General features: G+C 67.5%; 7 protein-coding genes. 2 read left to right on the forward strand and 5 right to left on the reverse strand.

Going from position 1 to position 12,375, the window contains the following annotated elements:
• Position 1 precedes the first annotated feature (1 nt).
• The 3 genes from FAZ97_RS25635 to FAZ97_RS25645 form a co-directional block, all read right to left on the reverse strand.
• Positions 2-904, reverse strand: a complete 903-nt coding sequence (locus FAZ97_RS25635) for a transglutaminase family protein (protein ID WP_199272190.1) — start codon at positions 902-904, stop codon at positions 2-4.
• Positions 901-3,540 carry a circularly permuted type 2 ATP-grasp protein gene (locus FAZ97_RS25640; protein ID WP_158761317.1) on the reverse strand — a complete coding sequence of 880 codons (2,640 nt, stop codon included), beginning with the start codon at positions 3,538-3,540 and terminating at the stop codon, positions 901-903. Before FAZ97_RS25640 ends, FAZ97_RS25635 begins: the two co-directional genes overlap by 4 nt.
• A gap of 77 nt (positions 3,541-3,617) precedes the next feature.
• Positions 3,618-7,109, reverse strand: coding sequence for a transglutaminase family protein (locus FAZ97_RS25645; RefSeq protein WP_158761318.1), 3,492 nt, complete (start codon positions 7,107-7,109; stop codon positions 3,618-3,620).
• A 182-nt stretch (positions 7,110-7,291) separates the two neighbouring features.
• Between FAZ97_RS25645 and FAZ97_RS25650 the strand changes: the two genes are divergently transcribed.
• Complete coding sequence (locus FAZ97_RS25650) at positions 7,292-8,365, forward strand: zinc-binding metallopeptidase family protein (protein WP_158761319.1); 1,074 nt, start codon at positions 7,292-7,294, stop codon at positions 8,363-8,365.
• 45 nt (positions 8,366-8,410) lie between these two features.
• Here the strand turns inward: FAZ97_RS25650 and FAZ97_RS25655 are convergent, their stop codons facing one another.
• Together FAZ97_RS25655 and FAZ97_RS25660 are read right to left on the reverse strand one after the other, a co-directional pair.
• On the reverse strand, positions 8,411-9,883 hold the full coding sequence (locus FAZ97_RS25655) for a circularly permuted type 2 ATP-grasp protein (RefSeq protein ID WP_158761320.1): 1,473 nt from the start codon (positions 9,881-9,883) through the stop codon (positions 8,411-8,413).
• 145 nt (positions 9,884-10,028) lie between these two features.
• On the reverse strand, positions 10,029-10,688 hold the full coding sequence (locus FAZ97_RS25660) for a glutathione S-transferase family protein (RefSeq protein WP_158761321.1): 660 nt from the start codon (positions 10,686-10,688) through the stop codon (positions 10,029-10,031).
• Positions 10,689-11,006: 318 nt separating this feature from the next.
• On the opposite strand from FAZ97_RS25660, the gene FAZ97_RS25665 reads away from it, so the two are divergent.
• Entirely contained in the window at positions 11,007-12,356 is a 1,350-nt protein-coding gene (locus FAZ97_RS25665) for a polyhydroxyalkanoate depolymerase (protein ID WP_158761322.1), read from the forward strand.
• Positions 12,357-12,375 lie beyond the last annotated feature (19 nt).

The raw sequence follows: 12,375 nt of genomic DNA on the forward strand, positions 1-12,375 counted from the left end.
ATCAGTCCGCGTTCACGCTAACCGCCACGTCCACCCGATGCGCGCCGCCGCCAAGAATGACGCCGCGCAGCAGCGAAACGTCGGTGTAATCGCGGCCGATGGCCAGCGTCACGTGGCCCTGATCGGCGAGCACGTCGTTGGTCGGATCGAGATCGATCCAGCCAGCAGCGCATGCCGACGGCGCGGGCGGCACGTAGAGCGAGACCCACGCATGCGAGGCGTCCGCGCCGATCATCGGCGGCGCGTCTTCGGGCGGGTCGTTGCGCAGATAGCCGCTCACATAGCGCGCCGCGAGCCCGATCGAGCGCAGGCAGCCGATCATCACCTGGGCAAAGTCCTGGCACACGCCGTGGCGCAGTTCGAATGCGCGCGCGGCGGGTGTGTCGAACGCCGTAGCCGAGGGCAGGTACTCGAAGTCGATATGGATGCGATGCATCAGGTCGATCGCGCCGGCCAGTACCGGGGTGCCGGGCGTGAAGCTCTCCAGTGCGTAAGCACGCAATCCAGGGTGCAAGGCGATATTCGGCGAAGCGAAGCAAAACTCCGACTCCGCATGGAACGCGCCGCCCGCCGTGTAGCGCAGCCGATGCGCGACATCTTCCCAAGGCGGCGTGCCGTCCGCGTCAAGCGAAGCGTAGCGCGGCGTGAGCAGCACGCTCGTCTCGCTCGTCATTTGCAGATAGTCGTGCGGCGCGTCGAACGAGAAGTAGAGGACCTCGTTGCCGAAGGCGTCGCGGCGGCTGGTTTGATACGACGGCGCGGGGTCGATGCGTTCGCGGTGCGCGAGCACGCGCTGCCACGGCAGGTCGAGCGGACGGATCGTCGCGAGATGCTGCGCGGTCTCGACGAGCGTCGAATAGCGATAAGTCGTGCGGTGCGTGACCGCGAGGCGCGTGCCGCTCATGACCACACCTGCGCGGCGAGCGGCACGGCGTGGCTGAACCAGCGCGCGCTGATCTCGTTCGACATCGCGGCCATGCGCTCGGCGAAACTGTCGCACAGGGCGGTGAGCGCCGGGTAGCGGCCGTCCTCGCCGGGCTCGCAAAGCACTTCCAGCGTGGGCAGCGCTTCGACGCTCGCGAGCTGCGAGGCGAACGGCTCACGCCTCGGCCCGCGCGAGGCCTGGGCAATTTCGTCGAGCCGCGCGCGCAGGCGCGCATAGACGCCGTAGAGGCCGCGCGGATTGGTCGGGTCGGTCACGATCACGTCGAGCAGGGCGGGCACTTCGAGGCGCCCCGGATAGAGCGAGCGATACGTGAGCGTGCTGTCGAACAGCTGCAGCAGCACGTCGAAGCCCGCGGGCGTGGCGAGCGTGCGCTCGTGCGCGGCAATCCGCAGCATGGTGGCGAGCGTGGCCACGCGTTCGATATGGCGTCCCGCGAACAGCAGGCGCCAGGCTTCGTCACGGGTCATGCGGTCGCCCTGGCAGCCGCTGATGGCGCTCAGCTGCGTGGCGAGCGTGTCGAGCGCGCCCATCAGCGCGATGCGGTCGTACGGCGTGGGCCGCCTGAATTCGAGGGTGGTGCCGTTGCGCGCGGCGGCCGGCACGAGCGAAAGCGCGTGCAGGGCGTCGCGGAAGTCGTTGCGTGAGGCAAGCACGGTGCGCCAATGATCGTTCGACAGCCGGCCGCGAATTTCGCCGCACGCGTAGGCCTGGCTCGCGAGCGTACGGCCGATGCCCGTTGCGCCCGCATTTTCGTGCAAATTGGCCACGAGCGCGCGCTCGAAGTCGTCGAGGCTGCGCCGCGCTTCATGGCCCGTGGCGCTCACGAGCCCGTTGGCGGCGGCCAGTTCGATGAAGGTGCCGAACAGCTCTTCGGCGTCGCTGCCTTCGAGCGAGCCGAGAATCAGCCGGCACAGGCGCACGCCGTTTTCGGCGCGCTCGCCGTAACGGCCCGCCCAGAACAGGTTCTCCGCCGAGCGGCTCGGCACGCGGCGGCGCTCGCGGTGCAGCTCGCCGGGCTTGATCGGGCTCGGCAGCAGCGTGAAGGTCGAACCGGGCTGGCTCGACAGCACCCAGGTATCCACACTGCTGCCGCCCATCTGCATCGATACGGATTCCTGATGTTCCGCCGCGAGGCGCGTGAAGCCGCCAGGCAGCACACGCCAGCCGCACTCCTGGTCGGCGATCGCGTAGACGCGCAAGACGGCCGGCCGCGCGCCGAGCATGCCGGCGCCGTTCTCGTAGCGCGGCGTGTAGCTGTAGCGCAGCGGCTGTTGCACCGTGAACGCGTCGGGCAACTGCTCGATGCGCTCGCGCCAGTCGGCGAGCGTTTGCAGGCCGGCGGCAAGGCCCGGCACCGTTGGCGCCGCCGACGCATTCGCCCCGCCCGGCCACGTCGGCACGAGCAGCGCCTCGGGCACCTGGGCAAGCGCGTCTTGCCATGCCGCGTCTTCGCCGCACCACCAGGTCGCGATACCCGGCAGCGCGAGGTCCTCGCCGAGCAGCGCACGCGCAATGCCGGGCATGAAGCCGTGCAGCGCGGGGGATTCGACGAAGCCCGCGCCCGGCACGTTCGAGACCATCACGTTGCCCGCGCGCATGACCTGCAGCAGCCCCGGCACGCCGATCGTCGAGTCGGCGCGCAGCTCGACCGGGTCGCAGAACGTGTCGTCGAGGCGGCGCAGCACCGCGTGCACGCGTTCGAGTCCATCCAGCGTCTTGAGGTACAGCATGTCGTCGCGCACCGTGAGGTCCTTGCCCTCGACGAGCGTGAGGCCGAGGTAGCGCGCGAGGAACACGTGCTCGAAGTAGGTTTCGCTGAACGGCCCCGGCGTGAGCAGCACGATATGCGCGGATGCGCCGCTCATGCTGCGCTCGTCGGCGCTCATGATCGCGCGCGCGGCCGCAGCGAGCGTGGCGACGAGCTGCGAATAGGAAGGCGCGAGGCGGTGCACCCGCATGGTGCGAAACGGCTCGGCGAAGAGGCTCGAGACGATGAGCCGGTTTTCGAGCAGGTAGCCGAGGCCCGAGGGCGCTTCGGTACGGTGCGAGACGACGGTCCACTGGCCTTCGGGCGAGCGCGCCAGGTCGAGGGCGACGATCTGCAGATACTGGCCCTCGGGCGGCACGAAGCCTTTCACGGCGCGCAGGTAGCCCGGGTGGCCGAACACCAGCGCGGGCGGCAGCAGGCCGCGCGCAAGCAGCGTTTGTGGCCCGTAGATATCGGCGACGATCTCGTTGAGCAGGCGCGCGCGCTGCGCTGCGCCGCGCTCGATCTGCGCCCATTCGGCTTCGTCGATGATGAACGGCAGCACGTCGAGCGACCACGGGCGCGGTCCGCCCGCGTCCGCGTAGACGTTATAAGTGATGTCGTTCTCGCGCACCTGGCGCTCGACCGATGCCGCCGCGCTGTCGAATCCCGCCACCCCCGGCTTGCCGAGCAGGCCGAAAAACTGCCGCCACGGCTCACGCAGTGCGCCTTCTGCCGTTTGCAGCTCGTCCCAGTGTCCGGCGCGCACCGGCAGCGTGCGCAGCGGCGCGCGCGCCTCGTCGTCGCTGGCGGAGGAATCGAACGGCAGGGTGGATTGGGTCGGCAAGATCGTGGGTCGTGGCAGCGCGCCTCATTCGCGAGGCGCGCCTTCGGTTAGGTCTATTGACGGGTTATCGGCCGCAATCAGCCGCGGCGTAGATCCAGTGTGAACGGAAATTCGAGGCTGCGCTCAGGCGGCGCCACTTCCACCGGCCCCGGCGTGTGGCCGGTCGTGAAGAAGCGCGAGCGCCGGCGGCTTTCGGCCTCGTAGGCGTTGACCGGAAACGTCTCGTAACTGCGGCCCCCTGGATGCGCAACATGATACTGGCATCCGCCGATCGCGCGGGCATTCCAGGTGTCGACGATATCGATCGTGAGCGGCGCGTGCACGCCGATGGTCGGATGCAGCGCCGCCGATTGCTGCCATGCGCGAAAGCGCACGCCCGCCACGCTCTCGCTCACGCGCCCGGTGGGCTGCAGCGGCAACGCGCGGCCGTTCACGCTGACGATATGGCGGTTTTCGTTGATGCCGAGCACGCGCACCTCGAGCCGCTCCACCGACGAATCGACGTAACGCACCGTGGTGCCGGCCCCGCCTTCTTCGCCCATCACGTGCCACGGTTCGAGCGCGTGGCGCACCGAGAGCGTCATGCCGCTCGTGTGCAACTCGCCCACCAGCGGGAAGCGGAATTCGAAGTGCGGCGCGAACCACGCGGCATCGAGCGCGAAACCGGCCTTGGACGTTTCGGCGAGCACGTCGTCGAAGTCCATCTGCACGAAGGTCGAGAGCATGAAGCGGTCGTGCAGTTCGGTGCCCCAGCGCGTGAGGCGCTGCGTGTACGGCGTTTTCCAGAAGCGCGCGACGAGCGCGCGCAGCAGCAGTTGCTGCGCGAGGCTCATGCGCGCGTGCGGCGGCATTTCGAAGCCGCGCAGTTCGAGCAGGCCGAGGCGCCCGGTCGGGCCGTCGGGCGAGTAGAGCTTGTCGATGCAGAACTCGGCGCGATGCGTGTTGCCCGTCACGTCGATGAGGATGTTGCGCAGCGTGCGGTCGATGAGCCAGGGCGGCACGCGCGGGCCGTTGTCGAAGGGGCTGCCGAAACCGCGCAGCAGATCGACCTGACGCTGGATCTCGGCGAATGCGACTTCCAGTTCGTAGACCTGATCGTTGCGCGCTTCGTCCACGCGCGGCGCCTGGCTCGTCGGCCCGATGAAGAGGCCCGAAAACAGATACGAAAGCGACGGATGGTTGTGCCAGTAGGCCACGAGGCTCGCGAGCAGGTCGGGGCGGCGCAGGAACGGGCTGTCGGCGGGCGTGGCGCCGCCGAGCACGAGGTGATTGCCGCCGCCGGTGCCGGTGTGCCGCCCGTCGAGCATGAACTTCTCGGTGGAGAGCAGCGTTTCGTGCGCGGCCTGATAGAGGAATTCGGTGCGCTCGACCAGTTCGTCCCAGCTCGATGACGGGTGGATGTTCACCTCGATCACGCCGGGGTCGGGCGTGACCTGGAGCATTTTCAGGCGCGGGTCGCGCGGCGGCGGATAGCCTTCGATCACGACAGGCAGCGCAAGGTCGGCGGCGGTGGCTTCGACGGCGGCGAGCAGATCGAGGTAATCGTCGAGTTCGGCGAGCGGCGGCATGAAGACGTGCAACTGGCCTTGCGCGCGGCCATAGGTTGCGGCTTCGGCTTTCGGCCCCGCGGCGCGCGCGGGGTCGCGCGCTTCGACGCACAGTGCGGTGCGGTGGATCCAGGCGGCGGACTCGCCGCGCTCGGGGTAGCGATGGGAAGCGGAGGGCACGCCGGTGCCTCCCGCACCTTCGGCGTAGGCGGCGCTTCCCCTGCTTCCCGCGCTCCCCTCGCTGCGCAACTGCGCGGCGGCTGCGTCAAAGTCCGCCTCGTACTGCATGCGCAACTCGGCCGCGCTGCGCAGCGGCGCCGGCGCAGCGAACGGATCGCGTGTGTGCTGCCACGGGTAGTCGCCCGCCGCGACCCACGGCAGCGAATCGAGCGGCAACCGGTAGCCCATCGGCGAGTCGCCGGGAATGAGGTACATGCGCTCGTCGCGGAAGAACCACGGGCCGCTGATCCAGCGCGGGCCCTGCAAGGCAGGCTGGGCCGCAAGAGGCTCGCCGCGCTCGCAGGCGAGCGGCAGCACATAGCCGGTCACGGTGTCGAGGCCCGAGTCGAAGACGCGGCGCAACCGCAGGCGCTCCATCTCGTCGTCGAGGCGCGAGTCGAACGGATCGACGTTCACGGGCAGGCGGCGCTCGCGCCACAGGTAATACCAGGTGTCCTCGTAGGCGGGCTGCACGTGTTCGGGATCGACCGCGAGCTTCGCAGCGAGGTGCGCGATGAAGCGCTGCGCGTCCCCGGCCGTGTGGTGGGTGAGCGAGCGCTCGTCGGCGAAGAGCGCGGGGTCGCGCCAGCAAGGTTCGCCGTCCGTGCGCCAGTAAAGCGACAGCGCCCAGCGCGGCAGCTGCTCGCCCGGATACCACTTGCCCTGGCCGATATGCAGAAAACCCAGCGCGCCGTAGTGTGCGCGCAACTTCTCCATCAGCGCGATGGCGTAGCGGCGCTTGGTCGGGCCGAGCGCGTCGGTGTTCCATTCGGGCGCGTCGCGGTCGCCCGCCGCCACGAAGGTCGGCTCGCCGCCCATCGTGAGGCGCACGTCCTGGCCCGCGAGCGCGGCGTCCACCTCGATGCCCATCGCGTGCATGTCGGCCCATTGCGCTTCGGTATAGGGCTTCGTCACGCGCGGCGTTTCGAGCACGCGCGAGATCGACATCGAATGCGAAAACTCGACTTCGCATTCGTCGAGCGCGCCCGAGATCGGCGCGGCGCTGCCGGGTTCCGGCGTGCACGCCACCGGAATATGGCCTTCGCCCGCGAGCAGCCCCGAGGTCGGATCGAGCCCGATCCAGCCCGCGCCCGGCAGATAGACCTCGCACCACGCGTGCAGGTCGGTGAAGTCGGCCTCGGCGCCCTGCGGGCCGTCGACCGCCTTGACGTCGGGCGTGAGCTGCAGCAGGTAGCCCGAGACGAAGCGCGCGGCGAGCCCGAGCTCGCGTAGCGTCTGCACGAGCAGCCAGCCGGTGTCGCGGCACGAGCCGGAGCCTTTCTCCAGCGTTTCCTCGGGCGTCTGCACGCCGGGCTCCATGCGGATCAGGTAGCCGATTTCGTGTTGCAGGCGCTGGTTCAGATCGACGAGGAAGTCGATGGTCACGCGCGGCGTGCGGTCGATCGACTCGACGAACGCGGCGAAGCGCGGCGTGGGCTCGGCGCGCACGAGATACGGCGCGAGTTCCGCGGCCAGTTCGGGCGCATAGGTGAACGGAAAACGCTCGGCGCTCGGCTCCAGAAAGAAGTCGAACGGGTTGTAGACCGCCATTTCCGCGACCAGGTCGATCGTGACGCGGAACTCGCGTGTCGGCTCGGGAAACGCGAGCCGCGCCTGATAGTTGGCGAACGGGTCCTGTTGCCAGTTGACGAAATGATCGGCGGGCTCCACGCGCATCGAATACGAGAGGATGGGCGTGCGGCAATGGGGCGCCGGGCGCAGGCGCACCACGTGAGGCGCGAGGCGCACGAGCCGGTCATAGCGATACTGCGTGACATGGTTTAACGCGACACGGATGGACACACCCGACTCCTCGATCGACGTGGATGGGACGGCTCAGAAGGGGAAAGCGGCGCACGGCGCAGCGTGCGTATGATGCAGACGGCGCGAGTGCGGGATGTGACAGCAGCGCTCGCGCGCGTGCGAGGCACGCCACGTGCTGCGTGAGGCGCTGCGGCCCGCGCGGCCATCACAGGAATGCGGCCATGAAGACCTTTCACTGCGACCACTGCAATCAGCTGGTGTTTTTCGAAAACGAGCACTGCGAGCGGTGCGAGGCGCGCCTGGGCTACGTGCCGCAGACGGGCGAGATGCATGCCTTCGAGGATGCGGGCGAAGGCTGCTGGCGCAGCCTGAACGCGCAGGCGGACGGCGCGCGCTTTCGCCAGTGCCACAACTACGCGGTCGAAAACGTCTGCAACGGCATGATCCCGGCCGATTCCGACGATACGCTGTGCCGCGCCTGCCAGTTCACGTGCACGATCCCCAACCTCTCGCAGCCCGAGAACCGCCTGTACTGGTATCGCCTCGAAACGGCCAAGCGGCGCCTGCTCTACACGCTGGGCGCGCTCGGACTGCCGCTCGTCACGTGTACCGAAGACCCCGAGCACGGCCTGCAATTCGAGTTTCTCGAAGAAACGGGCGATGGCCAGCCGGTCATGACGGGCCACGATCACGGCCTCATCACGATGAACATCGCCGAGGCCGATGACGCGCATCGCGAGCACACGCGCGTCTCGCTGCACGAGCCGTATCGCACCTTGCTGGGGCATTTCCGCCACGAGGTCGGCCATTACTATTTCGACCGCCTCATCGCGCAGGAGCCGACCGGGCGCTGGCTCGAACCGTTTCGCCGCCTCTTTGGCGACGAGCGCGCCGACTATGCCGAAGCGCTCGCCGCGCATTACGCCGAAGGCCCCGCGCCCGATTGGGCCGAGCGCCACGTGAGCGCGTATGCGTCGGTGCATCCGTGGGAGGACTGGGCGGAGACGTGGGCGCATTACCTGCACATCGTCGATACGCTCGACACGGCCACGGCCTGCGGTCTCGCGCTGCTGCCCGAGAGCCGCGACGAGCCTGTGCTGGTCGACCAGACGCCGGTGGACGAGGCGAGCTTCGACAGCCTCATGGCGCGCTGGTTTCCGCTCACCTATGCGCTCAACAGCCTGAACCGCAGCCTCGGCATGCCCGATGGCTATCCGTTCGCGCTGGCCACGCCTGTCATCGACAAATTGCGCTTCGTTCATCGCGTGATCTCGGCTTCGTCTTCGCGGTCGTGAACGCCCACGCGCCGCTTGCGTTCGTGCGTTCGTCGATACCCCGGCTCAGCGTTCGAGCACCCAGGTGTCCTTCGTGCCGCCGCCCTGCGAGGAATTGACCACGAGCGAGCCTTCGCGCAGCGCAACGCGCGTGAGCCCGCCCGGCACCATGCGCACTTCCTTGCCCGAGAGCACGAACGGGCGCAGGTCGATATGGCGCGGCGCGACGCCCGCTTCGACCCAGGTCGGGCAAGTGGAGAGCGAGAGCGTCGGCTGCGCAATGTATTTTTCCGGGTTCGCGACGAGCACCGCGCGGAATTCCTCGATTTCGGCGCGCGTGGCAGCGGGACCGATCAGCATGCCGTAGCCCCCCGCGCCGTGCGTTTCCTTCACGACCAGTTCCGGCAGATGGTCGAGCACGTATTGCAGGTCGTCGGCCTTGCGGCACATCCACGTGGGCACGTTCTTGAGCAGCGGCTCCTCACCCAGATAGAAGCGCACCATGTCGGGCACGTAGGGGTAGATCGACTTGTCGTCGGCCACGCCCGTGCCCACCGCGTTGCACAGCGTCACGTTGCCCTTGCGGTAGACGTTCATGAGGCCCGCCGCGCCGAGCGTCGAGTCGGAGCGGAACACGTGTGGATCGAGAAAGTCGTCGTCCACGCGCCGGTAGATCACGTCCACGCGTTGCGGGCCCTGCGTGGTGCGCATATAGAGGTGATCGTTCTCGACGAACAGGTCCTGGCCTTCCACGAGTTCGACGCCCATTTGCTGCGCGAGGAACGCGTGCTCGAAATACGCCGAGTTGTACATGCCCGGCGTAAGCAGCACGACCGTCGGGTTGTCGGTACCCGAAGGCGCGGCGGCGCGCAGCGTGTCGAGCAGCAGGTCGGGGTAGTGCGCGACCGGCGCCACGCGGTTGCGCACGAACAGGTCAGGAAAGAGCCGCATCATCATCTTGCGGTTTTCGAGCATGTACGACACGCCGGAGGGCACGCGCAGGTTGTCCTCCAGCACGTAGAACTCGCCCTCGCCGGCGCGCACGATATCGATGCCCGCGATATGCGCATAGATGTCGTGCGCGACATTGACGCCCTGCATCTCGGGGCGGTACTGCGCGTTACGCAGGATCTGGTCGGCGGGCACGATGCCGCGCTTGACGATCTCCTGCTCGTGATAAATGTCGCGGATAAAGCGGTTGAGCGCGTTCACGCGCTGGCGCAAGCCGCGTTCGAGCGTGTTCCACTCCTGGCGCTGGAAGATGCGCGGAATCACGTCGAAGGGAATCGTGCGCTCGGTGCCCGCGCCCGTGACGTCCTTTTCGCCATATACGGCGAAGGTGATGCCCACGCGCCGGAAGATGGCGTCGGCTTCGGCGCGCTTCTTGAGCATTTGCTGTTCGCTCTGGCTGCGCATCCAGGCGAAGAATTCGCGGTAATGGGCGCGCGGCTCGCCGGCCTGCGCGAACGCCGTGGCGGAGAGGCCGCGAACGTCGAATTCCCCGTACTCGAACATCTCGTTGAAGAATGTTTGCGTCATGTTCGTTTTTCCGTCCGCTGCTTTTCTGCGCTGTTGCTTCGCGCTTCTTCATACCGTTCGATCATCGGGCTGCATGGGGTCATGCAACTTCCATGCCGATGCCGGGCGGCGGCGTCTCATGCGCGTTGTTGGTGCGCGGCGACGCTCAGAACTCCATATCGAGTTCGTCGATGTCCTCGGTTTCCGACTGGGCCGCCGCGATCCATTCGGCGACGTAAGGCTGCTTGAGGATGCGCATGCAATAGTCGCCGATGTCGGGGTCGATCGGTACATCGTAAGTTAGCAGGCGTGTGACGACGGGCGCATACATCGCGTCCGCCGCGCCGATCTCGCCGAACAGCCAGGGGCCGCCATACTTCTGCAGACAATCGCGCCAGATAGTCACGATACGCCCGATATCGTCCTGCGCGCGCGACCAGACGCGAAAGTTCGGAAAGTGGCCGCGCAGGTTCATCGGCAGCGCCGAGCGCAACGCGCTGAAGCCCGAATGCATTTCCCCGCAGACGGAGCGGCAGTGCGCGCGCGCCGTACGGTCCGCGGGCAGCAATTGCGCTTGCGGCTGGATCTCGTTGAGGTATTCGCAGATCGCGAGCGTGTCCCAGACCGTGATGCCGTCGTGGCGCAGGCAGGGCACGAGAATGGAAGGCGAGAGCAGCAGCAGCTCGGCGCGCGCGGCGGCGTCGTCGAGCGGCACCGCGACCGTTTCGAATTCGAGTCCGGCGAGTTTGGCAAGCAGCCAGCCGCGCATGGACCACGACGAATAGTTCCGGCTGCTGATCGTCAGGGTCGTATTCGTCTGATTCATGGGGGCTCCAGAGCGATAAGGAAACGGTGGCCAGATGCGGGAAGGCAGCCGCATGCACCGAATGCGCGCATCACGGGTGCATGCACCTCTCGCGCCATGCGACGCGCACTACATTGCGGCATGCGCGGAAGGCGCAGCGGGCGCTTGACGCGAGGCGTTCGTACCCGCTGCCATGGCGTGGCGCCCAGGCCGCGGCGCGCGTGCTCGCGCACGCTTGCCGCAACACGCCGAAAAGGTGCAAGCACTGTGCCAATGAACGCTTCTGGCATATGTATTGCCTGCTTCACTTCGCGTTCAAGACTATCGAGACCCGTGCCCATGAACCTGCTTGCCTATCTCGCGTATCAGACGTTTGCAGACGTGACGAGATTCGGGCGCGCCACCGCGTCGTTCTCCCGCGCGGCGCTCGCGGCCTGGCCCGCGCTCGCATACGGATTCGACGCGCGCTATCTCGATGCATGGTGGGAGCAGGTCGAACTTGCCGGGCTGTCGCACGCGCGGCCGCCGTTTGAAATCGATTTCGTGGAGGTGGATGGCGTGCGCACGTCGGTGACCGAAGCCGTCGTCAAGCGCACGCCGTTCGGCTCGCTGCTTCACTTTCGCAAGGACGTGGCCGTGCCGCAGCCGCGCGTGCTGCTCGTCGCGCCCATGTCGGGGCACTTCGCAACCCTGCTGCGCGGCACCGTGCGCACCATGCTCGCCGACCACGACGTCTATATCACCGACTGGCACAACCCGCGCGACGTGCCCTTGTCGGCGGGCCGCTTCGGCTTCGACGAGTACGTCGAGCATGTCATGTCGTTCATTCGGCGCATCGGCCCCGATGCGCACCTGGTGGCGATCTGCCAGCCGACGGTCGCGGCGCTGGCGGCCGTGTCGTTGATGGCCGCGGACAACGATCCCGCGCAGCCCGCGAGCATGACACTGATGGCGGGGCCGATCGATTGCCGGGTGAATCCCACCAAGGTCAATGAACTCGCCAACAGCAAGCCGATCACGTGGTTCGAGCGCAATCTCATCAGCGCGGTGCCGGGTGGATTTCCCGGTGCGCAGCGGCGCGTGTATCCAGGCTTCGTGCAGCTCAGCGCGTTCATGTCGATGAACCTGGAGCGTCATCTCGCCTCGTTCGAGGAGATGCGTCACGAACGGGCGAAGGGCGACCCTGCGCGAGCCGATGCGCTCAACGTGTTCTATCGCGAGTACTTCGCCACCTCCGATCTCACCGCGGAGTTCTATCTGGAAACGGTCAGCTCCGTGTTTCAGGAGTACCAACTGCCGCTCGGCAAGCTCAAGGTGGGCGAGCGCCTCGTCGAGCCGCACGCGATCCGCCGCACGGCGCTACTCACGATCGAAGGCGAGAAGGACGATATCTGCGCGGTCGGCCAGACCGTGGCCGCTCATGATCTGTGCCGGGGGCTGCGCCCTTATATGAAGACGCATCATGTGCAGACGGGCGTGGGCCACTACGGCGTATTCAATGGCCGCCGCTGGGACACGCAGATTTATCCGCTCGTGCGCTCGACCATTCACGACCACGAGCCGCGCGCACGGCGCATGGCGGCGCCGGAGGCGGTGGGCGAGGATCAGGTGACCCTGCGCGCGCTGCTCGACGCCGATGCGCATGCGGCAACGGCAATCAGCCGCGCGGCCGAAACGCAGCCTAAATAGGGCGCGCGTTGCTTACGTC

It is taken from the genome of Paraburkholderia acidiphila (assembly GCF_009789655.1).
GTDB lineage: Bacteria > Pseudomonadota > Gammaproteobacteria > Burkholderiales > Burkholderiaceae > Paraburkholderia > Paraburkholderia acidiphila.